The sequence below is a fragment of the Halioglobus maricola genome, assembly GCF_009388985.1.
GTDB classification, from domain to species: domain Bacteria; phylum Pseudomonadota; class Gammaproteobacteria; order Pseudomonadales; family Halieaceae; genus Halioglobus; species Halioglobus maricola.
The window spans coordinates 3,423,565-3,446,271 of record NZ_CP036422.1 but is presented as its reverse complement, the minus strand read 5'-3'; the positions used below and the strand labels follow the sequence as shown (position 1 = coordinate 3,446,271).

The following is a 22,707-nucleotide window of genomic DNA, read 5'->3' as shown; positions in this document are numbered from 1 at the left end:
AAATTGACAATACTTCACCTTGTTGCGCGTGCCTCGTTGGTCGATATTGTTGCAACATTAATGAATAAAAGAGGGAGTACCCTTATGCAGGTGAATTGGACTGACAAAGCGCCGCGCAAAATCCAGACGTTTGCGGAATCCGATAATCCGGATATCACGCCTGATATGGAGGACGTGCTGACCTCCGCTGATGTGGATCATATCGCGGAGATTTTCAAGACACCGTTGACCGGTGCCTACAATTGGAACTACAGCATCCAGGACGACCGGATCAAGAAACTCTACGATCTGGGCAAGCAGCTCAACTGGGATCCCGAAGTCGATATCGACTGGGATCGGCCCTGGCCCGAGTTTGACCCCGCCGCGCAAGCGGACATCATGAATCTCACTGACTATCCGCCCTATATGGCCCTCAGTGATGAGCAAAAGAAAGAATTCTGGCTGCACAGTAGCGCCTGGAGTTTGTCCCAGTTCCTGCACGGGGAGCAGGGTGCCCTGCTGGTGGCATCACAGCTGTGTTCCTGCGCACCCACCCTGAACGCCAAGCTATACGCCGGTTCCCAAACCTTCGATGAGGCGCGTCACGTGGAGGTATTCAATAAGTACCTGCAGCAGCGACTTGGCATGATGTACCCCATTAACACGCATCTCAAGAGCATCATCGACAAGATCCTCACTGATGAGCGCTGGGACATGAAGTTCATCGGCATGCAGATCGTGATCGAGGGGCTGGCGCTGTCGGCCTTCAACACCACGCGGGAAACGACGCCTGATCCGGTGCTCAAAGATGTGGTGTACCTGGTGATTCGAGATGAAGCGCGTCACGTGACCTTTGGTGTGAACTACCTGGAAGAATTCGTGAAAACGCTTTCCGAAGAGGAGAAGAACGAGCGGGCCCAGTTCGCCTATGAGGCCTGCGTTATCAGCCGCGAGCGCCTGATCATGACCGATGTGTTTGCCCACTTTGGTTGGGATGTGGAAGACGCTCGTCGCCGGGTGCTGGACGGCTTCGTCATGGCGACTTTCCGCAACTTGTTGTTCCAGCGCGTTGTGCCGAATCTGGCTCGTATTGGCCTGTTAACCGATGAGATCAGGCCCAAGTTTGAAGAGCTGGGGATTCTCGAATACGAGAACATGGCGACCGACGGGGATATAGACTGGGCTGCGCTGGAGCGTCCGCTCGACACCTCTGAGGCTCAGGCTCATGAGCAGAGCATGCTCGAGAACTTCAAGGCTGCCCACGGGGAGCACGAGGCGGATACGGCAGCCTGATGGGTCTTGTTTGGGGCGCGGCGCATGCCGCGCCTTCAGGCATAAAAAAAGCCGGCTATAAGCCGGCTTTTTTGTGTTCGCAAGGTTTACGCGGAGAGCGCTTTGACCTGCGTGTTCAGGCGGCTTTTGTGACGAGCGGCCTTGTTTTTGTGGATGATGCCCTTGTCAGCCATGCTGTCCAGGACAGGCACAGCCGCTGCGTAAGCAGCCTGTGCTTTTTCAGCGTCGCCAGAGTCGATAGCAGCGAGTACTTTTTTGATGTTGGTGCGAACCAGCGAACGGAGGCTGGCGTTGTGTGAGCGACGCTTTTCGGCTTGGCGGGCGCGCTTCTTAGCTTGTGGGGAATTGGCCACTTTAATGTCCTCTGGAGGTCAAAAATTCAAGAGGCGCGATTATTCACATTAGGGTGGCGCTTGTCAACCGGATTCAGCCCCCCTGGAAATAATGCCAAGCACTCACCAGCCATACCAGCAGGAACAGGCTCAGGGTCACGAAAACGGCTGCTGAGCCGAGATCTTTGGCCTGGCCCGATAGCGGGTCGTGCTCCGGGCCTATTCGGTCGACAATCGACTCGATGGCGGTGTTGATGACCTCCGCCAGGATGACCAGCCCACAGGTGATCACAAGGGCGATCTGGTGGGCGAGATACTCACCCAGAACGAACGCCAGCGGCACGAAAGCCAGGGCCAGGCTTGCCTCGAGCCGGAACGCTTCTTCGTGCAGCCAAGCCGCCTTGAAACCCTGCCATGAATAGCGCGTGGCGGCGGTTAGTCGCGCGATACCGGTGCGGCCGGGCTTGGTCATCATACTGCCGGCAGCTTTTGTCTGCTTGCTCGCGCTAACGGTGGGCTTGTGCTGTGTCATCGCTTGGGTCCTGTGAGTATACTAATGGCTATTAGTTGTTACCTGATGGCCGAAGCGCCCGAGTCTACATCGCCTATATGTCAATTGAAGTAGCCCCCGAATCAGCGCCGCGCACCACCGCAGAGCGCATCCTCGACGCCGCAGAAGACCTTTTCGCGAAGAAGGGCTATCGCGCCACCTCCCTGGGCGATGTTGCTGACAGGGTGGGCATTCGCTCCCCCAGTCTGTACAACCATTTTCGCAACAAGGAAGCGTTGTACCAAGCCGTGCTCGAGCGCCTGATTGCCGAGTTCAGCGGTCCGCTGGCGGCGCTTTCGAGCCAGAAAGTGCCAGACAAAGACCGGGTGATGCAGTGGCTGGAAACGATCGTACGGCAGCATCACGCCAACCCAAACCTGGCGCGACTGCTGCAGCATGCGGCCCTCTCAGGCGGGCCCCATACCAATGAAATTATTGAACGCTTGTTCCAGCCTATGTTTCAGCCGATGGATGAGCGCTCCGGGATGAGTGATCAGTTTGGTCAATTGCACCAATTGGGACTGCAGCCCTGGGCCGTGATGGGTTTTAACAATCTTGTGATGTCCTATGTCACCATGGCGCCAATGTATCGCGATCTGTTGGGGCAAGACCCTTTCAGTGAAGAGGCGCTTGAAAACCAATTGACCCTGGTGCGCACCCTGCTCAAGGCCGTGTTCGCCTATCGCGAGGAATAGATGCGGTTCTTTGCGGCACCGTAATAGAGAGTTGTAGCAATATGTTGATACCTGATGCAGTGCATGTCTGGCGCGATGCCGGCGGTGACTATCATCTTGAGTGGGATACAGAGCAGGCCGATCAGGCCGTGGTGGTGGAGCCAGTGCTGGAAGTCGCCCATGATGTAGAACACTACCCCGACCGCCGTGCGAAGGTGAGTGGCCTGCCTCATGGCAAGCGCCACTATTTCCGCCTGCGCGATGAGCATGGCAATGAAGTGGTGGCCACCGAGCGCAAACTGGGTATGGAAGGAACACCGAACTTCCGCGATTTTGGCGGCTATCGCAACGCTGCCGGGCAGCAAGTGAAGTGGGGGTACCTATACCGTTCTGGCCAGCTTTCTGCCCTTACTGATCGCGATCTCGATCTGCTGGGCAGTCTCGATCTCGATGTGGTCTTTGATTTTCGTCGGGTTGAGGAACAGGAGAGCGACCCGAGCCGCATGCCGGCCCAGGGAGCCCCCCGAATCAGCAGCCTGCCCATCATCCCCGGCAGCAACTCACGTTTCTTCGAGGAAGCGGAGCAGCAGGGGGGTGGTCAGCTCGAGTTCGGGCGCGAGGCCATGTTCGCCTTCATGCGGGAGATTAACCGTGACTTCGTTGAGGGGCAGCAGGCCACCTATGCTCGGATGTTTCACGAGATCCTGGAGACCGAAGACGCCCGTTTTCTTGTCCATTGTGCCGCGGGCAAGGATCGCACAGGTTTTGCGGCAGCGATGATGCTGTTGGCGCTGGGCGTGCCGCGGGATGTCGTTATGCGGGACTATATGCTCACCTCGCGCTTTTTCCTGCCCGAGCGGGAAATTGAGCGACTCAAGGCAAAGTATGACATGGCGCACATGGATTCATCGGCAGTGAGGCCGATGCTGGAAGTCCACGAGGATTATCTGGAAATGGCCCTGCTCAGTATCGATGAGCAGTTCGGGTCGGTGGAGACGTATCTTGAGTCTGCGCTAGGCGTTGGGAATGCTGAAATGGCGGAGTTGCGCCGGCGCTATCTGGTGTAGGGGTGCAGGAACAGGAGCCCGAATGTCAGGCTCCTGCAACTGGGCAGAGACGGGCTCAGGCAGCTTTACAGGCGGCCTTGGCTGCCTTGATTTGCTTCTTCTGACAATCTTCGCTGGTTGCGTCGCCTACGCACCACTTTTTGCGGCCATCCCAGGCTGTCAGCTCTTGCTTCTTACCATTGGAGCACTTTACGTAGTAAGTGGCGAAGGGGGTGCCGTCAGCGGTTTCGTTGTTCGCGTCGAACACGATGCTGGTGGGTTTTGCAGCGAAGCTGCCGGCGGATACTGTTGCCAGGGCGGCAAATGCCGCGACTTTGATGAATTTCATCACTAATAACCTCAATGTTTTCCTATGGAACCTGAAATGGGTCGTGCGATGCACAGAGAGTTCCCGTTGCAAGTACCGGCATTATACGGCGGTTCGCTGGCTGTGGAGTGTTACTAATAGGTAATTATTTGAGAATTGAAGTAACGGTCGCGAAGAGTTTCGTGACGTTATTTTTCTATAAGTTATTGTTTTAAAATAAAATAATGGGGATTTTGGAGGGTTTTTTCGGGAAACATTAAATCTAGGTAATACTTCCCGAAAGTAACAGTCCGGGTTTAGCCGAGTCCAAACCAGATCAATAACCAGCCTACAATCGCGACGATCCAGGCATCGCCAGCCTTGTCGAGGCGCGCCAGTCCGTACAGGTAGGAAAGCGGTGGCAGAAAGAGGGTGCACAGGCCCCACGCATAATCTTCCTTCCAGGAAGTAATCATCATCAGAATGTAGCTGACCAGCATTGCTGCTACGCCAAGGGTAGTGAGTGAGGCACTTGCCGCGTCCATATTTCCTCCAGAAATGGTGAATTCTTGCTTTAGCCGCGGCAGGTTAGCAGAAAGGTGTATTTAAGTCAGTCATGAGCATGACTAGCAGGGCAATATTGGGTATTGTTTACGGCTATTTTTTAGGCTGAGGAACTGAGCTTGTCTGATCCCTTCGCAGATATACGCCCTTACCAGGACCACGAGGTAACTGACGTACTTTCGCGCCTGTTGAGCGAGTCCGAACTACTCGATCTGCTCGGAGAGCGCACCGAGGGTTTTGTGGCCCGATTACCCGCGTTCCTGCGTCGTCCGCTGGTGCGCATGGGGCTCAAGCGGCAGCTGAAGGACGTTCAGGATGTCCACAGCATGCAGATGGTTATCAAAACACATGTGGAGAAAATGATCGCCGACTCCTGCGGTGGTTTCACGGTGTCGGGCCTTGAAAACCTCGACCCTTCCCGCGCCTATCTTTTTATCAGCAATCACCGCGATATCGCGATGGACCCCGCGTTTACCAATTACGCACTGCATCAGGGCGGGCACCAAACCGTGCGTATTGCGATCGGCGATAATCTGCTGACGAAATCCTGGGTTTCTGACCTGATGCGGCTCAATAAGAGTTTTATCGTCAAACGTAATCTGGGCGGACCAAGAGAATTGCTTGCAGCGTCGCGTAATCTGGCCAACTACATTCGCCATTCGGTTCGGGCCGACGGCAACCCGGTCTGGCTGGCCCAGCGCGAAGGGCGGGCCAAAGACGGCCACGATCGCACCGAGCCCGCCGTGATCAAGATGATCGGCATGAGTCGCGACAAGAGCAATGAAAGTTTTGGTGATCACATCGCCGGCCTGGGTATTGTCCCGGTGGCGATTTCCTATGAACTGGATCCCTGTGATGCGCTGAAGGCCAACGAACTGCATGAGTTGGCCGAGAACGGCAGTTATGAGAAAGGTGAGCAGGAAGATGTGGCCTCGATTGGCCAGGGCATCGCAGGCCAGAAAGGTCGTGTGCATGTCTCTTTTGGCACACCGCTGGGCCCGCGTTTTGATGATGCCGATCATGTGGCCCAGGAAATCGATCGCCAGGTGTTCGAGTTGTACTGCCTGCACCCCACCAATCGGTACGCCTATGAAATGCTTTATGGCGAGTATGCCCCAGCGATTCCTGACGATTTTTACTCCGAAGACGGTGATTGCTCCCGCGAGGAGTTCGAAGCTCGCATTAACGCCATGCCCGAGGCGCATCGGCCTTTCGCGCTGGCGATCTACGCCAATGTGGTAATGAACAAATTGGATCTGGCGGAACAGCAACGGGCTGAACCCATTCAATACCCTTGCTGACGGACCAACTTAAGGACGACATTCGCGCCGCCTATACGGCGCTGATGGAGAGCAAAGAGCTCACCCCACGCTGGGGTCAGCGCCAGATGATCGCCGAAATTGCCAATGCTCTGAGTAGAATTCCCGGCCCGGGGCAGGCCCCCTCCAACGAACCTGCGGTCTGTGTGATCGAGGCCGGTACCGGTACCGGTAAGACCATCGCCTACGCTGTCTCTGCAATCCCTATGGCCCAGGCCCTGGGGAAGCGCCTGGTTGTGGCCACTGCCACGATTGCCTTGCAAGAACAGTTCATCAATAAAGACCTGCCGGACATTCGTCATCACAGCGGTCTCGCATTTACGTTTGCCCTGGCCAAGGGACGCCGCCGCTATGTGTGCCTGTCTAAGCTCGATCGCCAGTTGATGGAAGGGCAGGGCGAGAGCGGTATGCTCGCGCTTTATCCCGACGAGATGAATACCCCCGCCAGTGCCGAGGCCGTGCCTGTTTACAATGCCATGATCGATGCCATGGGCCGCGGTCAGTGGGATGGTGATCGAGACAATTGGCCCGACACGATCGCAGATGAAGTGTGGTGGGGAGTCACCACAGATCACGCCCAGTGCACGGGTCGGCGCTGCCCCAATATTTCCCAGTGCAGTTTTTTCAAGGCGCGGGACCAATTGCAGAACGCCGATATCATTGTGACCAATCACGATCTGGCGCTGTCCGATCTGGCGCTGGGTGGCGGCGCCATTCTGCCGGATCCCGACGACTGCATCTACGTGTTCGACGAGGGCCATCACCTGCCGGACAAGACACTGTCGCATTTCGCCAGCTTCTGTCGGCTGCACACCACCGTGAGCTGGCTGCAGGATTGTAAAAAGGCGTTCGGTCAAGCCGCGCCGATACTGGCGCCACTGGACAATCTGGAGCGCCTGCTCGCGAACCTTCCCGCCGATGTCGACGAGCTGGTGATGAGCCTGCAGGCGGTCGAGCAACAGGTGGCCGTTCTGTTCGAGGATATTGACCCGGAGGGAAGCCGGGACGACCCCCAGGTGCGTTTTGATCACGGTGTTGTGCCGGAAGAATTACGCGTCCTGTCGCTGTCTCTCGCAGAGCGCTTTGACAAATTCGCGGGTGTGCTCGGGCGCATGGAGAAAGTGCTGGAAGACGCACTGGAGGATGACTTTTCCGGTCTGGATCGCTCGGACCTGGAGACCTGGCACATCAATCTGGGCGGTATGCTGGGGCGCGCCGAAGGAGCGCTCGCCCTGTGGCGGGCCTATGCTGAGGGAGGAGAGCCCAGTGAGCCGCCGGTGGCGCGCTGGATCACCATGGTGACCAGTGGTGGGCAGTACGCATTTGACCTGCGCTGCAGCCCGGTACTCGCGTCGGATATTCTCACAGACAATTTATGGTCGCGGGCGGCGGGAGTAATTATTACTTCTGCGACGATCACTGCGTTGAATTCCTTTGAGCGTTTTATTCTGCATTCCGGAGCGCCACGTGATAGTCGCTTCAAGCAGGTCATCAGCCCATTCGATTACGGCAATGCGGTGTTCGCGGTGCCGGCGATGGACTGTGACCCGGGCGATGCCCAGGCACACACAGATGCCATCATCGAGCAATTGCCGCGGCTGCTGGACATCAATGAGGGTTCGCTCGTGTTGTTTTCCTCCCGTCGCCAGATGCAGGATGTGTATGCAGGCGTTACCGGCGTGCTGGGCGATCGCATTCTGATGCAGGGTGACTACAGCAAGCAGGAAATATTGCGGCGCCATCGCGACGAGATCGACAGTGGCTTCGGCAGTGTGATTTTTGGCCTCGCGAGTTTTGCCGAGGGCGTGGACCTGCCAGGTGATTATTGCCGTCACGTGGTGATCGCCAAGATTCCATTTGCAGTGCCCGACAGCCCCCTGGAGGCAGCGCTGGCAGAATGGATGGAAGCCCAGGGTAAGAACCCCTTTATGGAAATCAGTGTGCCGGATGCGGCATTGCGCCTGGTACAGGCGTCGGGCCGGTTGCTGCGTACCGAGACCGACAGCGGCCGGGTAACGCTCTTGGATCGACGTATCAAAACCCGACGCTATGGCCAGGCCATTCTGGAGTCGCTGCCGCCGTTCAGACGCGAACTGGGCTGAGGTCATTGCGGGCTTAACGTCTGGCGAGATATGTCCGGGCTTTTTCCTGCCACTCGGGCGCAAGCGCCGCCACATCCAGCGCGCTTTCCATCGTCTCTGTCGCGCTGTCCCAGGCGGAGTCGTATCTGGCGCGAAACAGGCTGTGAACGCTCACTGCGGCTCCGTGCCGATGGACGATTGATGCCGTATCACCGGCTCTGACCTCACCTTCGCGCAGGACCCTGAAATACACGCCGGTGAAGAAGTGGCGGGTGAACAGGGCGGGCGCGCGTTCGTCGTTCAGAGCAATGCCCAGTTTGAAACACGGTACCCGCGGTTGGCTCACTTCCAGAATCGCGTTGCCGATGGCCAGCTGATCGCCGATATGAATATCGGACTCAATCAGCCCGCTTATAGTCAGGTTTTCGCCGAATGCGCCAGGGGGCATGTCTGGCTTGTCCAAGGTGTCGCGCCAATAGTCGTAGTGATCAGACGCAAAGGCATATATCGCTTTGTCACGCCCGCCGTGATTAACCAGATCGATCACGGCATCGTTTCGGACCCCTTCGCGGCCGAGGTAGACAGGCTCTTCAGTCGGTGTCTTGAAAATGCCCGTGAGGTGGGTCTCGCCGCGGAACTGGATTTCCCTGGGTTGGGAGATATTGGTAGCAAGAACACGCATGTGAAAGCCCAGCAAGCATTGGAGCGGGTGATGGGAATCGAACCCACGTATGCAGCTTGGGAAGCTGCCGTTCTGCCATTGAACTACACCCGCTTGAGTTGGCAGATTACACTCCGCTATGTGTCGGGGTCAAAAGCTGCAGGGCGTTTACTCATAGTTCGTTGTAGAATGCTGCCCACAGAGTGTTGAGCGATACCATGCACACCGAAATTGCCGAAGTCCTGATTGATGTCGAAGCCCAGCTGCGCCAGTTGAGCCTGTGGGAGAAGATAGCGCCTTCTACTGAGGCGCTGGCTTCCACTGAGCCTTTCTGTGTTGACACACTGACGCTGCCACAGTGGCTGCAGTTTGTTTTTCTTCCAACAATCTACCGGATGCTGGACGAGCAAAGCCCTCTCCCAGAGAAGTGCAGTATCGCGCCGATGGCAGAAGAGTACTTTCGCGGCAGCGAGTTGTCGGTAGGTGGACTGGTGGCGGCGTTGCAGCGGGTAGACCAGCTGATCACCACCGGCTGAGGGTCTTCTGCTGCACATTGAGCAGCTTGTAGCGGCGGTATCGAAACCAGGGCTGTCTAAATAAATAAAAGGCCCGCTAAAGCGGGCCTTTTTTGTGGGCGCTGCTGAAGCAGCGCTGTCAAAGAGCAGGTGTTACACCCGTTCGACCACGGTAGTAATACCCTGGCCCAGACCAATACACATGGTAGAAATACCCAGGGTCAGGTCCCGGTCTTCCATCACGTTCAACAGTGAACCGGTGATGCGGGTGCCGGAACAGCCGAAGGGGTGGCCCAGAGCGATCGCGCCGCCATGGACGTTCACCTTGTCTTCCATCTTGTCCAGCAGGCCCAAATCCTTCAGTACAGGCAGCGCCTGTGCTGCGAAGGCTTCGTTGAGCTCAACCATGTCGATGTCGTCGATGGTCAGGCCCAGCTGCTTCAGGGCTTTCTGGGTGGACGGCACAGGGCCGTAGCCCATGATGGAGGGGTCCACACCGGCGAGCGTCATGGAGCGGATCTTGGCAATCGGCGTCAGGCCCATGCTCTGGGCTTTCTCGGCAGACATTACCAGCATCGCAGAGGCGCCATCGGAGATCTGCGAGGATTGGCCGGGAGTGACGGTACCGCCCTGGGGGTTGAAGCTGGGCTTCAGGGCCGCGAGGCCTTCCAGAGTGGTTTCGGGGCGGATAGTTTCATCTGCCGTGACCGAGACCAGTGCGCCGTTCTCATCGTGGCCGTCGATCGCGATGATCTCGCGATTGAACTTGCCTTCCAGTGTGGCTTTGTGGGCCAGTTGGTGGGAGCGCAGCCCCAGCTTGTCCTGATCTTCGCGGCTGACACCGTGCATGAGCGCCAGCATTTCAGCCGTCATGCCCATCATGCCTGCGGCTTTGGCCACGGAGCGACCCATGCGAGGGTTCGGGTCCACGTTGGCAGGGTCCATCATTGGCAGGTGGCCAAGATGTTCCACACCGCCCACCAGGTATACGTCGCCGACGCCTGCCATGATGTTCGCGGCTGCGGTGTGCAGCGCGCTCATGGAGGAGCCACAAAGGCGATTGACTGTCTGCGCCGGGACGGTGTGGGGCAAGCCGGCATTGAGCACAACCATGCGGCCCAGGTTCATGCCCTGTTCGCCGCGCTGGATCACCGAGCCCCAGATCAGGTCGTCGATTTCCGCCGGGTCAAATGACTCGTGGCGGGCCAGCATGCCGTTGATGACAGCGGCAGACAGGTCGTCTGCGCGTACGTTGCGGAAACAACCGTTTTTCGAACGCCCCATGGCTGAGCGGGCGTAATCTACAATCACTGCGTCTTTCGGATTCAAACTCACAGTATTTCTCCTTAATTCTCGCCTAACTCAGTAGTAGGTCTTGCCGTTGGCAAGCATGTCTTTCATGTTGTCGGTCAGCTCATAGGCTTTGCCCAGCGAAGCGAACTTCTCTGAGGCAGCTGCTATGGTTGCCATGCCAACGGTGTCCATCCAGCGGAAGATGCCACCGCGGAAGGGCGGGAAGCCCACGCCGTACAGCAGCGCCAGATCGGCCTCGGCGGGTGTGCCGACGATGCCTTCTTCGACGCAGCGAGCCATCTCGATGGCCATGGGCAGCATCATGCGCATGATGATGTCATCTTTCTCAAACTCGGCGCGGTCACCACAGACGTCAGCGATCATGCCGTAGACGTCTTCGTTGACGACTTTCTTCGGCTTGCCGCGTTTGTCAGTGACGTACTCGTAGAAGCCCTTGCCATTTTTCTGGCCGTAGCGCTCGAGTTCGAACATCACCTCGGTAGCGCTCTTGAAGTCGGGCTGCATGCGGTCGGGGAAACCCTCTGCCATCACGTTGGCAGCGTGAACGCCGGTGTCGATGCCGACAACGTCCATCAGGTAGGCGGGGCCCATGGGCCAGCCAAAACGCTCCATGACTTTATCGATCGCCTGGAAGTCAGCGCCGTCGCGCAGCAGGGCATTGAAGCCGCCAAAGTAGGGGAACAGTACCCGGTTGACCAGGAATCCAGGGCAGTCGTTAACGACAACCGCTTTCTTGCCCATCTTGTTGGCATACGCCACGGTGCGGGCGATGGCATTATCGGAAGTCTTCTCACCGCGAATCACTTCTACCAGTGGCATAGCATGTACCGGGTTAAAGAAGTGCATGCCGCAGAAGTTTTCAGGCCGCTCCAGGTTTTCCGCCAGGCGGGTGATGGAAATAGTAGAGGTGTTGGAGGCCAGTACGGCGTCCTTGTCGATATTTTTCTCGGTTTCAGCCAGGACAATGCCTTTGACCTTCTCGTTCTCGACCACGGCCTCAACCACGATATCGACGTCTTCAAAGCCGGCGTAGGTAAGAGTGGGGTCGATGCTGTTGAGAACGTCGCCCATTTTAGCGGGGGTCATGCGACCCTTTGCAACGCGCTTGGCCAACAGCTTGTTGGCCTCGGACAGACCCAGGTCGAGACCGTCCTGGTTGATGTCCTTCATCTTGATCGGGGTGCCCTTGAACGCGCTCTGGTAGGCGATGCCGCCACCCATGATGCCCGCGCCCAGTACGGCAGCGTGTTCGATCTTCTTGTCAGCTTTTTTCTCCCAGCCCTTGGCGACCTTGCCCAGCAGCTGGTCGTTGAGGAATACGCCAACCAGCGCCGCAGCGACGGGTGTTGTGGCGAGCTCGGCAAAGCCTTCAGCTTCCACATCCAGGGCCTCTTCGAGGCTCATCTTGCGGGCCTGCTCAATCACGTCTACGACCTTGATCGGCGCGGGGTAGTTCTTGCCAGCCTGCTGACCGACCATGGACTTGATGGTGAAGAAGCTCATCATGGCTTCGATATCATTCAGGGGCAGGGGGCCGTGCTTCTCGGCGCGGCGAGCTTCGTAGTCGAGGTTGCCCTCGACGGCATTGTTCAGGGTTGCCAATGCCACGTCGCGGAGTTGTTCGGGAGCCGCTATAGCGTCAACAGCGCCGGCTTTCAGCGCGTCGTCGGGGCGCTTGTCCGCGCCGGTGGCCATCCACATCACAGCTTCATCGACACCGATGATGCGCGGTAGACGCACGGTGCCACCCCAGCCGGGGAGAATACCCAGCTTGGTTTCGGGCAGGCCGACTTTAGCCGCGGTGCTCATGATGCGGAAATCGCAGGCCAGACACACTTCCAGGCCGCCGCCCATGGCGAAGCCATTGATGGCGACCGCAGATGGATATGGCAGGGCCGCGAGGCGGTTAAAGTTTTTGTTGTTGGTGCCGGTGAAGGGCTTGATCTCTTCTTTGCTCGCGCCGAACAGGCTGACGAACTCAGTGATGTCCGCGCCAACAATAAAGACTGGCTTGCCGGATGTGACCAGCAGGCCCTTGATGCCACTCTCGGCTTCGAGGGCGTCGAGGCCAGCGGTAAGGCTGGCAACAGTAGCCTGGTCGAATTTGTTGACGGATTCGCCCTGCAGGTCGAAGTTCAGCTCCGCGATGTCGCCTTCGAGGCGCGTGATCGTGAGCTGGTCACTCTGGTAGATCATGTCGGTGTCCTGTCTCAGGTTAGTGGGGTGTTAATCGAGGCATTGGAGTGTAGCCGCTGCTCGGTGAGGGGGCCATAAGTGTAGTTGATGCCCGTGATAATGGGGGCGGATTTACGCTAATGGCACCGGTTCGAGAGGTGAAGTTTACAGCGATTACATTGCCCGGGTAAAGCCCCCCTTTCAGGGGCGAACTGCGGCAGCGTTGGAAAGGTTCAGATGTTCTGCGGGAAGCTGATCGGCGCGCGGCGCAATATGCCGCGCACCATCAAAGTGGGCCTGAGCTACCGCCGCTAGTCGTAAACGATACGCTGTAGCGTTGCGCCGTCGGTGTGTTCGAATAGACGGCCGTAGATATCCAATGAGGTCGTCTCCTCGTAGACGAGTTCATCCCCCGAGACCTTCATGGTCATTTTGAAAGCAGTGGTTTTTGCTTTCTCGAGCATGAAAGGTGACTGCACCACGCCGAAGGTCTCGCTGCCCTGGGTCGCTGCAACATCGAAGATGGTTTCATCGCCGTTCTGTTGTAACTCGCCACCCGCCAGGACACATACGGCGCGTGGAATCGTCAGCGAGTGCATGATGATTCCGCTGCTGGGCTCGTACATCCAGTGGCCTATCTGGTCGTGGAAGACAGTGCCTTTATTGCGTTTGCGGACCAGCTGGTGGTACTTCACGCACACCAGATTTTGTTCTTCGGCGTTTTCAGCGGCGCCCGCCGGGGTGAAGATGATCTGGTCAATATAGGCGTGCTTGTCATCGCCATCTGGCTCCGGGGCCACATCCAGGCCCTTGTCGCCCCACCAGGTGCCGATGAGTTGGTGCAGGGGGCCGTAATCTACGCCGTCGATAATGGTGCTCACGTGTTCTTTCTCCTCTCTGGGCTGATGGTTTCTACCGTATCACTTTAGTACAGACAGTACCGGGAAGGGATATTCTGGATCAAATTTCAGGCTGGCCCGATGATCAGCGTGGGCAACCCCAGTGCATGGCTCTTGATGGTGGCAACGCGTGTGCCCGGCTTGCGACCCTCGCGAATGGGTGAGTGAGCGACGCCTCGTACGTCCAGCAACTCAATGGTTTCGTCGATGTTGTGGCAGAGGTAGGTGATACCCCAGAAGAAGTCTCTTGGTGGCGGCTCTTTCAGATTCTGGATGACCTCCAGTGTCATTTTGCCATGACGGAAAAAGAGCATCCGGCCGCCCCATTCAGGTACGGCCTGGTCCAGTGCCAGGCGCAAGCCCAGCTGGTCGCGGAACAGGGCGATGCAGGCGTCGGCGTCGCGGGTCTGCAGGACAATATGATCCACGGCATAAATGCCGGTCGTAGAGTCGGTGCTTCGGTAGTCGGGCGAGCGATAGTTTGAGGCCGCTAGCTGGATGGGCATCTCGCCAGTTGATACAACTTGCTCGGTAGCCGGTGGTAACGCCGTGTCGAGCAGATTCAGGCCGGCTATGGCTGCAGTTTCAGTATCGCCCCGCAGGCAGATATCAAGATTGGCGAGAGATAGGCGGCTGCCGTCCGCGACAACACCAAGCAGTGTGGCGTACTCGGCGATAGCATCGTGCGGTGAGGGTACGTCGATATAGACTCGATCAAAGGCGGCGAACACGGCGGTCTCCTGAAGGGTATCACCAGGGATGATACGCGGTTGACCGCCGCTGCCAAGGGCGTCAGTGAACGGTGCGCTCTGACGGGATATCGTGGTCGAGCTGGGCATGGCCAGATTCCTGCGCTTCACCCATGCGTGAGTGAACGTGCTTTTCCAGCCTTTGGAACAGGCTTTCCATGACTTGCAGGGTATGGCCTATTTCTTCCAGTGCGATGAGCATGGTTTCGTCGGGTTCACATCTTTTCTTGCTGGTCATGGCTGTCGTCCTGATTATGGGCACATTCGCAGTTTGCGTCAGGAAGCTCTATTACCGAATGGCTGTGGGCGCCAGAAGAGTGGCCGCCAGCGCCACCAGTGCGGTAGAGGTAGGGATGGCGGGGCCTCGGGGCCATGCCCGACACCGCCGCGAATCGGGCGTTCGCTAGTGAATGATGTGGTCGCCCTGCATTTCCGCCGCCAGCTCCTGGGACTGCTCTGCAGCGGCTGCCTCCTGCTGGTGAACGTAGTTGCGCAAGCGATTTACCACACTGGTCATGACATCGATGGTCTGGCTGATCTGGTCAAGCGCCATCAGAATGGTCTCTGTTTCCGTGGGTCTGTCGTTCTCTGGCATAAAAAAGTCCTCGTTATTCGACCTACCGCTGTTGGTGCCATCCAGCCGCCCCATTGACTGCAGGGGCAGCCGGCTGGACTTGGTTTCTTAATCTCAGCTGGGCTATTAATCCCAGCTAAGGGCTATCAATCCCAGCTAAGGGCTCCACCCGTCTGGTATTCAATAACCCGCGTTTCGAAGAAGTTCTTCTCCTTGCGCAGATCCATGATTTCGCTCATCCATGGGAATGGGTTCTGGGCGCCGGTAAACTGCTCAGGCAGGCCCAGCTGTGACAGGCGTCGGTTGCAGATAAAGTGGAGATACTCCTCCATAATCGCCGCATTCATTCCCAGCACGCCGCGGGGCATGGTGTCCCGTGCATACTGGATTTCGAGCTCAGTGCCTTCCAGAATCATCTGGATCACTTCGTCCTGGAAGCTCTCTGTCCACAACTGGGGGTTCTCGAGCTTGATCTGGTTGATCACATCGATCCCGAAGTTCAGGTGCATGGACTCATCACGCAGGATGTATTGGAATTGTTCTGCCACCCCGGTCATTTTGTTGCGCCGGCCCATGGATAGAATCTGGGTGAAGCCGCAGTAGAAGAAGATGCCCTCGGTTACTGCGTAGAAGCCGATCAGGTTGCGCAGCAGTTCCTGGTCAGTTTCCAGGGTGCCTGTGTTGAAAGTGGGGTCACTCAGGCTGTGGGTATGACTGAGGCTCCACGCGGCCTTGGCGGCCACCGAGGGGACTTCTCGGTACATGTTGAAAATTTCGCCTTCATCCATGCCAAGAGATTCGATGCAGTACTGGTAGGCGTGGGTGTGAATGGCCTCTTCAAATGCCTGGCGCAACAGGTACTGTCGACATTCGGGGTTGGTGATCAGGCGGTAAATTGCCAGCACCAGGTTATTCGCCACCAGTGAGTCGGCGGTAGAGAAATAGCCCAGCGAGCGCATGATGATTCGGCGCTCGTCCTCGGACAAGCCGTCTGCGCTCTTCCAGGTGGCGACGTCTGCCGTCATGTTGATTTCCTGGGGCATCCAGTGATTGGCGCAGCCATCCAGATATTTCTGCCAGGCCCAGTCGTACTTGAACGGCACCAACTGGTTGAGGTCGACGCGGCAATTGATCATTGCCTTTTCATCGACTGAAACCCGGGCGGCGCCCATTTCCAGCTCTTCCAGACCAGGAGCCACGTCGATACTGGCCACGGCTTCCGCGGCGCGCGCCACGGGATCATTCGGCGGCGCAGATACAGGTGCAGCGGCTACCTCGGGTTCTGGCTGCGGTTCTTCTCGTGGAACTGCCACTGCCCCAGGTGGCGTCTCCATTTCGGCTACCAGTGCTTGCGGTTTGGCGGCTTGTTGTGGTGCCGCTGCGGCCGGTGTCGCTTCTTCTTTGTGGTAGTCATCCCAACTCAACATCTAGTTTTTCCCCTGGCTGTTGTTACTCTGCTTGTCATTGTGTTTACCCTTTCCTGCTGCCTACTGGCAGGCCTCGCAGTCGGGGTCGTCCAGTGAGCAGGCCGCCGGCACGGGCGCTGGCTCGGCTGCTTCATTGGATACCGCGTTGAGTGCCCCGGTATCGATGGTGGACTTTTCAGTGCCGGTTGCGGCCAGCGATCGCAGGTAGTAGGTCGTTTTGAGGCCCGAGTACCAGGCCATGCGATAGGTGATATCCAGCTTCTTGCCGTTGGCGTTGTTGATATACAGGTTCAGTGATTGGGCCTGGTCGATCCACTTCTGGCGGCGTGAGGCAGCGTCTACCAGCCAGCGTGGTTCCACCTCGAAGGCGGTGGAGTAAATGGCCTTGAGGTCGTCCGGGACACGGTCGATGGCCTGGACGGAACCGTCGTAATATTTCAAGTCGTTGACCATCACGCCGTCCCATAGGCCGCGCTCTTTGAGATCGCTGACCAGGTAAGGGTTCACCACGGTGAACTCGCCGGAGAGGTTCGATTTCACATACAGGTTCTGGTACGTGGGTTCGATGGATTGCGACACACCGGTGATGTTGGCGATGGTAGCTGTGGGAGCAATCGCCATCACATTGGAGTTGCGCATTCCGTTCTGCTGAACTTGCGCACGCAGGGCCGGCCAGTCCAATGTCTGGTCAAAGTTCGCCGAGATGTAATCGGCACCGCGTTCATTGACCAGAGTTTGCAGGGAGTCGACGGGGAAGATGCCCTGGCTCCAGAGCGAACCCTCGTAACTGGAGTAGGTGCCGCGCTCGGCCGCCAGCGCGCTGGAGGCTTCGATGGCGTAGTAACTGATCGCTTCCATGGAGCGGTCGGCAAACGTGACTGCCTCCTCCGAAGCGTAGGACATGTGCTGCTTGTACAGTGCGTCCTGGAAACCCATGACGCCCATGCCCACCGGGCGATGTTTCATGTTCGAGTTGCGTGCGGTGTCCACCGAGTAGTAGTTGATGTCGATGACATTGTCGAGCATGCGCACGGCGGTGCCGATGGTTTTGCGCAGCTTGGTCAGGTTGAGGCCGTTTTCATCGATGTGCTGGGGCAGGTTGACTGAGCCCAGGTTACAAACCGCAATCTCGTCGGCACTGGTGTTGAGGGTGATCTCGGTACAGAGGTTAGACGAGTGCACCACGCCGACATGTTGCTGCGGGGAGCGAATGTTGCAGGGGTCCTTGAAGGTGATCCAGGGATGGCCGGTCTCAAAGAGCATGCCCAGCATCTTGCGCCACAGGTTCTCGGCCTTCACGGTCTTGAACAGTTTGATCTCGCCGGCGGCTGCCATAGCCTCGTAGTATGCGTAGCGCTCTTCAAAGGCCTTGCCGTAAAGATCGTGCAGGTCGGGCACGTCGCTGGGGGAGAACAGAGTCCATTCTTCGTCGTTGAATACCCGTTTCATGAACAGGTCGGGAATCCAGTTGGCGGTGTTCATGTCGTGAGTGCGGCGACGATCATCACCCGTGTTTTTGCGCAGTTCGACAAATTCCTCGATATCCATATGCCAGGTTTCGAGGTAGGCGCATACCGCGCCCTTGCGCTTGCCGCCCTGGTTTACCGCCACCGCGGTATCGTTCACCACTTTCAGGAAGGGCACAATGCCCTGGCTTTTGCCATTGGTGCCCTTGATGTAGGCGCCCAGTGAGCGCACCGGTGTCCAGTCGTTGCCGAGGCCGCCGGCGAATTTGGACAACATCGCATTGTCCTGAATGGAGCCGTAGATCCCATGCAGGTCGTCCGGGACGGTTGTCAGGTAGCAAGAAGAGAGCTGCGGGCGCAGGGTACCGGCGTTAAACAGGGTTGGGGTAGAGCTCATGTAGTCAAAGGAGGACAACAGCTCGTAGAACTCAATTGCGCGGGCGTTCTTATCGGCTTCTTCAGTGGCGAGGCCCATGGCCACGCGCATAAAGAATACCTGTGGCAGCTCAAAGCGCACTTCATCGCTGTGGATAAAGTAGCGGTCGTAGAGAGTCTGCAGGCCCAGGTAGGTGAATTGCTTGTCGCGCTCAGGGAGGATGGCGCGGCCCAGAAGTTCCAGATCGTAATCGAGAAGCCCCGGGGCGAGCAGCTCCAGCTCTACACCTTTGGCAACGTAGGCGGGCAGCGCTGCTGGATACAGTTGCACCATTTCGGCGTGGGTGGCGCTATTGGCCAGGCCCATAAACGAGAGTGCCTCGGCGCGCAGGTTGTCTTCCAGCAGGCGGGCGGCCACGTAGCTGTAGTTTGGGTCCTGCTCGATCATGGTGCGAGCGGTGATCACCAGTGAGGTGGATAATTCGTCGGCGGTCACACCGTCATAGAGGTTCTTCAGCGCTTCGTCGAGAATATCGGCTTCACTGACGTCAGACAAACCATCGCAGGCTTCACTGACAATCGTGTGCAGACGCTCGAGATCCAGCGGGACACGGCTGCCGTCTGCCTGTACCACACCGATGGCGTTGGCCGCGTCCTGGGTTTCCTGTGACAGCGACGCTTTGGCGGCGCGCTTGCGGGCCTGCTCTTCGCGATAGATCACATAGTCGCGGGCGATCTTGTGTTCACCGGCGCGCATCAGCGACAGCTCGACCTGATCCTGGATATCCTCCATGTGGATAGTGCCCCCGGAGGGCATCCGTCGTTTGAAGGTAGCGGTGACCTGCTCAGTCAATTTGGCGACGGTTTCGTGAATCCGACTGGATGCAGCGGCTGTGCCACCCTCAACAGCGAGGAAGGCCTTGGTGATGGCCACCGAAATTTTGCTGCCCTCGAAGGGAACGACCGTGCCATTGCGTTTGATAACGCGCAATTGGCCCGGGGCAGTAGCCGCGATGCCGCCGCTCACGGGGGTGTTCAGTTCTGGGCTGGTGGCTCCGGTGCTGGTGCCGCTGGGATTGGTCTCTGTTTGCATATCTCTCCGATTCCTTGTGGCTGTTCGCCTTATTGTTGTCAGATGTTGCTTGTCGGAAGAGGATTGGTGGCCACAAAACGGGTGACTGGGTAGCCCAGTTCTCCTGCCGGGTGGCGATAACTCCCCTGTTTCTCTCGCGTTCCGATTAATGGCTGGCCCCTGGTCGAGGGTTCAGCTGGAAGCGATCTCCTAATTCTTCTCAGCGGTGTGTCTTGATGATCCTAAACTGTGCAGAAGGGTAACAGTGACGTTACATCCCGATGCATTTTGCTTATTTTTTGATCACCGGATATCCCATATATTGGGGTTTGTCGCTGGAATAGGTACAAGATAATGCGGCCCCCCCGGTTATGCAAGGCACCATACTGGGTTTATTCTGTGGATAACTTGTTGATAGGGGGCTAGGTAGGTGGCCACTTACGCTAAAGCCCATGAATCTGGCGGGGTGGCCATATGACAGAGCGATTATGAATTTTTTGTTCTAAAAAAGGGAGCGGATATGTGGGTTTGTTATGAAGCTGTGGGCACCATGCGGTTCCCACAGCAATGCTGCTACTGATTTGCCAGTAGCAGGGTCTCCATCAGCGCTTTTTGCGCATGCAGGCGGTTCTCTGCTTCGTCCCAGATAACGGTGTCTGCCGCATCCATCAACTCGGCACTGATCTCCTCGCCGCGGTGGGCTGGCAGGCAGTGCATGTAGAGAGCGTCCGAGGCGGCACGCGACATCAGTTCACCATTCACCTGGTAGTTGGCGAAGGCTGCTTCTCGCTGCTTTTGCTCTTCTTCCTGGCCCATGGACGCCCACACGTCGGTGACCACGAGATCTGCCCCCTCGGCGGCGGCCATGGGATCGCGCACAATGCTCACACGTCCGGCGTTGGCCGCAAGGAGTTCGGCACTGGGGTCGTAGCCCTCAGGGCAGGCGATACGCAACTCGAAGTCGAACTGACGTGCGGCATTGATATAGCTCTGTGCCATGTTATTGCCGTCGCCTACCCAGGTCACGGTCTTGCCGGCGATGCTGCCGCGATGCTCGACGTAGGTCTGGATATCCGCCAGCAGCTGGCAGGGGTGGAAGTCATCGGTGAGCGCGTTGATTACGGGTACAGACGAATTCGCCGCAAAGGTTTCAACGATGTCGTGGCCGAAGGTGCGGATCATGACGATGTCGACCATGGAGGAAATGACGCGCGCCGAGTCTTCAATCGGTTCGCCCCGACCCAGCTGGGTGTCGGTGGGCGAGAGGAACATGGCGTGGCCTCCAAGCTGGGCCATGCCCGCTTCGAAGGAAACGCGAGTTCGAGTAGACGACTTTGCGAAGATCATGCCCAGCACCTGGCCGGGAAATTTGCGCTGATCTGCGCCTGCGCGGTGTTCTTTCTTCATCTCTATTGCCCGCGCGATAATGTCGTTTAATTCCGCGGGGCTAAAGTCCAATAGGGTCAGGAAATGCCTTGTATGGGCCATTGTTTATTCCTCTAAAACTTTTTACGACGCGGCCTAGAGGCCGGCAATCAGATTGGCGACGCCCTCGGCGAGTTCGCGCGCTTCTTGTTCGCTAATGATCAGTGGAGGGAGCAGGCGCACCGTATTGCCGGCGGTGACGTTGATCAGCAGGCCGGCCTCCAGGGCTTCCTGGACCAGCCCGGGGCAGTCGCGGTCCAGCTGGAAACCCAGCATCAGGCCACGGCCTCGCACTTCTTTTATACGCGGCGCGGCTGCCTGGTCTGAGGTGATGACGTCGCGGATCAAGGCGCCCATCTGTTCCACGTTCGCCAGCACTTCCTCGCCGGTAATAGCCTCCACCACCGCCAGCGCTGCCGCGCAGACCAGCGGGTTGCCGCCGTAGGTGGAGCCGTGGTGGCCGGGGCCGAAAGTTGCCGCTGCTTCGCCGCGGGCCAGGCAGGCACCAATTGGGACACCGTTACCCAGGCCCTTGGCGGTGGTCACTACGTCGGGGGTGAAGCCCATGCCCTGGTAAGCGAACCAGGTGCCAGTGCGGCCATTGCCGGTCTGGACTTCGTCCAGCATCATCAGCCAGCCCTGTTCTTCACACAGTGCGCGTACGCTTCGGAGGTAGTCCTCGTCCAGCGGATGAACGCCGCCCTCGCCCTGGATCGGCTCAGCAAAGAAGGCCACCACATCCGGGTTGTTTACAGCGATCTGGCGAATAGCTTCCAGATCATTTCGGGGCGCGCGGATAAAGCCACTGACCAGGGGTTCGAAACCTGCCTGGATCTTGCGGTTACCCGTGGCGCTCAGCGTGGCCATGGTGCGGCCGTGGAAGGCGTTTTCCAGCACCACGATGGCGGGCTTCTCGATACCGCGATTGTGGCCGTGGAGGCGGGCGATCTTGATTGCCGCTTCATTGGCTTCTGCGCCCGAATTGCCGAAAAAACAGCGCTCCATGCCGGAAATCTCGGCCAGGCGAGAAGCCAGTTCTTCCTGCGGGCCGACACCGTACAGGTTGGAGGTGTGCACCAGTTTGCCGGCCTGATCCTGGATCGCGGCGGTCACGCCGGGGTGATTGTGCCCCAGGCCGTTGACGGCGATGCCGGAGATGCCGTCCAGATATCGTCGGCCTTCAGTGTCGAAGAGGTATACCCCCTCTCCATGACTGAAAGTAACGGGTAATCTGGCGTAAGTGGGCATCAAGGCCGACATGCTGCTAACTCCTTGTAATTCGTGGGCTCCGTCCCCATTTCTTGCGGAAGCCCAAACAAAAAAAGGCAGCTCGGGCTGCCTGGGGACCGAGCACTATAGACCCCGTCGCGGCGCTTGTAAATCACCTGAAAAGCGCGTGGATATTTTGGCGCCAGAATGGGTTAGAATGCGCGGCCTTGAGACAGGATGCGCCTTCTCGAATCCGGGGGCACAGACGTACATTGCAACAGGAATTGACATGGATACTATCGATACCATCAAAGAACAAATTGAAAGCAACCCGATTCTTCTTTACATGAAGGGTTCTCCCAATCAGCCCCAGTGTGGTTTTTCTGCGCGCACCGTGCAGGCACTGATGCAGTGTGGCGAGCGCTTTGCCTATGTCGACGTGCTGTCCAATCCAGACGTGCGCACCGACTTGCCCAAGTATGCCAACTGGCCGACTTTTCCCCAGCTGTGGGTAGGTGGTGAGCTTGTCGGTGGTTGTGACATCGTCACCGAAATGTTCGAAAGCGGTGAGTTGCAGACGCTGGTCAAGGAAGCTGCGGCCGCCCAGACCGAGAGCGAGTAACCGTGGGCGTGGTGTAAGCCGCGCTGGCTATTCATTTAGCCAAAGCACAAACAAAAAAGCCCGGGCAGTGCCCGGGCTT

General features: G+C 57.8%; 22 protein-coding genes and 1 tRNA gene. 7 read left to right on the top strand and 16 right to left on the bottom strand.

Annotated elements, in window-relative coordinates; all coding sequences use genetic code 11:
• Nucleotides 1-84 precede the first annotated feature (84 nt).
• Nucleotides 85-1,272, top strand: coding sequence for a ferritin-like domain-containing protein (locus tag EY643_RS15590; RefSeq protein ID WP_153240098.1), 1,188 nt, complete (start codon nt 85-87; stop codon nt 1,270-1,272).
• Nucleotides 1,273-1,358: 86 nt separating this feature from the next.
• On the opposite strand, the gene rpsT is transcribed toward EY643_RS15590, so the two are convergent.
• Both rpsT and EY643_RS15580 read right to left on the bottom strand, forming a co-directional pair.
• Nucleotides 1,359-1,625: a 30S ribosomal protein S20 gene (gene rpsT, locus EY643_RS15585; protein WP_153240097.1), complete on the bottom strand. Its 267-nt coding sequence runs from the start codon at nt 1,623-1,625 to the stop codon at nt 1,359-1,361.
• A 73-nt stretch (nt 1,626-1,698) separates the two neighbouring features.
• Entirely contained in the window at nt 1,699-2,136 is a 438-nt protein-coding gene (locus EY643_RS15580; protein WP_240732735.1) for a diacylglycerol kinase, read from the bottom strand.
• Between the two features lie 77 nt (nt 2,137-2,213).
• Here EY643_RS15580 and EY643_RS15575 point away from each other — a divergent pair, with 77 nt between their 5' ends.
• Both EY643_RS15575 and EY643_RS15570 read left to right on the top strand, forming a co-directional pair.
• The gene (locus EY643_RS15575; protein ID WP_153240096.1) at nt 2,214-2,849 is read left to right on the top strand and encodes a TetR/AcrR family transcriptional regulator; all 636 of its coding nucleotides are present in this window, start codon (nt 2,214-2,216) and stop codon (nt 2,847-2,849) included.
• Nucleotides 2,850-2,890: 41 nt separating this feature from the next.
• Entirely contained in the window at nt 2,891-3,895 is a 1,005-nt protein-coding gene (locus EY643_RS15570; RefSeq protein WP_153240095.1) for a tyrosine-protein phosphatase, read from the top strand.
• A gap of 55 nt (nt 3,896-3,950) precedes the next feature.
• On the opposite strand, the gene EY643_RS15565 is transcribed toward EY643_RS15570, so the two are convergent.
• Both EY643_RS15565 and EY643_RS15560 read right to left on the bottom strand, forming a co-directional pair.
• On the bottom strand, nt 3,951-4,223 hold the full coding sequence (locus EY643_RS15565; RefSeq protein WP_153240094.1) for a hypothetical protein: 273 nt from the start codon (nt 4,221-4,223) through the stop codon (nt 3,951-3,953).
• Nucleotides 4,224-4,498: 275 nt separating this feature from the next.
• Nucleotides 4,499-4,726: a hypothetical protein gene (locus EY643_RS15560; RefSeq protein WP_153240093.1), complete on the bottom strand. Its 228-nt coding sequence runs from the start codon at nt 4,724-4,726 to the stop codon at nt 4,499-4,501.
• Nucleotides 4,727-4,864: 138 nt separating this feature from the next.
• On the opposite strand from EY643_RS15560, the gene EY643_RS15555 reads away from it, so the two are divergent.
• Entirely contained in the window at nt 4,865-6,046 is a 1,182-nt protein-coding gene (locus EY643_RS15555; RefSeq protein WP_153240092.1) for a 1-acyl-sn-glycerol-3-phosphate acyltransferase, read from the top strand.
• Nucleotides 6,040-8,166 carry an ATP-dependent DNA helicase DinG gene (gene dinG, locus EY643_RS15550; RefSeq protein ID WP_170287424.1) on the top strand — a complete coding sequence of 709 codons (2,127 nt, stop codon included), beginning with the start codon at nt 6,040-6,042 and terminating at the stop codon, nt 8,164-8,166. Before EY643_RS15555 ends, dinG begins: the two co-directional genes overlap by 7 nt.
• A 13-nt stretch (nt 8,167-8,179) precedes the next feature.
• Here the strand turns inward: dinG and EY643_RS15545 are convergent, their stop codons facing one another.
• Both EY643_RS15545 and EY643_RS15540 read right to left on the bottom strand, forming a co-directional pair.
• Nucleotides 8,180-8,827 carry an MOSC domain-containing protein gene (locus EY643_RS15545; RefSeq protein WP_153240091.1) on the bottom strand — a complete coding sequence of 216 codons (648 nt, stop codon included), beginning with the start codon at nt 8,825-8,827 and terminating at the stop codon, nt 8,180-8,182.
• Nucleotides 8,828-8,846: 19 nt separating this feature from the next.
• A tRNA-Gly gene (locus EY643_RS15540) sits at nt 8,847-8,920 on the bottom strand.
• Nucleotides 8,921-9,009: 89 nt separating this feature from the next.
• Here EY643_RS15540 and EY643_RS15535 point away from each other — a divergent pair.
• The gene (locus EY643_RS15535; protein ID WP_240732734.1) at nt 9,010-9,342 is read left to right on the top strand and encodes a YqcC family protein; all 333 of its coding nucleotides are present in this window, start codon (nt 9,010-9,012) and stop codon (nt 9,340-9,342) included.
• 132 nt (nt 9,343-9,474) lie between these two features.
• Here the strand turns inward: EY643_RS15535 and fadA are convergent, their stop codons facing one another.
• The 10 genes from fadA to EY643_RS15485 form a co-directional block, all read right to left on the bottom strand.
• Nucleotides 9,475-10,656, bottom strand: a complete 1,182-nt coding sequence (gene fadA / locus EY643_RS15530) for an acetyl-CoA C-acyltransferase FadA (RefSeq protein ID WP_153240089.1) — start codon at nt 10,654-10,656, stop codon at nt 9,475-9,477.
• A gap of 27 nt (nt 10,657-10,683) precedes the next feature.
• Nucleotides 10,684-12,831, bottom strand: a complete 2,148-nt coding sequence (fadB, locus tag EY643_RS15525) for a fatty acid oxidation complex subunit alpha FadB (protein ID WP_153240088.1) — start codon at nt 12,829-12,831, stop codon at nt 10,684-10,686.
• 290 nt (nt 12,832-13,121) lie between these two features.
• Nucleotides 13,122-13,691, bottom strand: coding sequence for a heme-binding beta-barrel domain-containing protein (locus EY643_RS15520; protein WP_240732733.1), 570 nt, complete (start codon nt 13,689-13,691; stop codon nt 13,122-13,124).
• 86 nt (nt 13,692-13,777) lie between these two features.
• Nucleotides 13,778-14,548 carry a VOC family protein gene (locus EY643_RS15515; protein WP_153240087.1) on the bottom strand — a complete coding sequence of 257 codons (771 nt, stop codon included), beginning with the start codon at nt 14,546-14,548 and terminating at the stop codon, nt 13,778-13,780.
• Nucleotides 14,502-14,696, bottom strand: coding sequence for a hypothetical protein (locus tag EY643_RS15510; protein WP_153240086.1), 195 nt, complete (start codon nt 14,694-14,696; stop codon nt 14,502-14,504). The genes EY643_RS15515 and EY643_RS15510 overlap by 47 nt, the downstream gene beginning before the upstream one ends.
• Nucleotides 14,697-14,861: 165 nt before the next feature.
• Complete coding sequence (locus EY643_RS15505) at nt 14,862-15,053, bottom strand: hypothetical protein (protein WP_153240085.1); 192 nt, start codon at nt 15,051-15,053, stop codon at nt 14,862-14,864.
• 125 nt (nt 15,054-15,178) lie between these two features.
• Nucleotides 15,179-16,459, bottom strand: a complete 1,281-nt coding sequence (locus tag EY643_RS15500) for a ribonucleotide-diphosphate reductase subunit beta (protein ID WP_153240084.1) — start codon at nt 16,457-16,459, stop codon at nt 15,179-15,181.
• Between the two features lie 60 nt (nt 16,460-16,519).
• Complete coding sequence (locus tag EY643_RS15495; protein ID WP_153240083.1) at nt 16,520-19,393, bottom strand: ribonucleoside-diphosphate reductase subunit alpha; 2,874 nt, start codon at nt 19,391-19,393, stop codon at nt 16,520-16,522.
• Nucleotides 19,394-19,945: 552 nt separating this feature from the next.
• The gene (gene argF / locus EY643_RS15490) at nt 19,946-20,860 is read right to left on the bottom strand and encodes an ornithine carbamoyltransferase (RefSeq protein ID WP_153240082.1); all 915 of its coding nucleotides are present in this window, start codon (nt 20,858-20,860) and stop codon (nt 19,946-19,948) included.
• A 33-nt stretch (nt 20,861-20,893) separates the two neighbouring features.
• On the bottom strand, nt 20,894-22,057 hold the full coding sequence (locus EY643_RS15485; RefSeq protein ID WP_153240081.1) for an aspartate aminotransferase family protein: 1,164 nt from the start codon (nt 22,055-22,057) through the stop codon (nt 20,894-20,896).
• Nucleotides 22,058-22,295: 238 nt separating this feature from the next.
• Here EY643_RS15485 and grxD point away from each other — a divergent pair, with 238 nt between their 5' ends.
• A complete protein-coding gene (gene grxD / locus EY643_RS15480; protein WP_153240080.1) occupies nt 22,296-22,628 on the top strand; it encodes a Grx4 family monothiol glutaredoxin in 333 nt (110 codons plus the stop codon).
• Nucleotides 22,629-22,707: the final 79 nt, after the last annotated feature.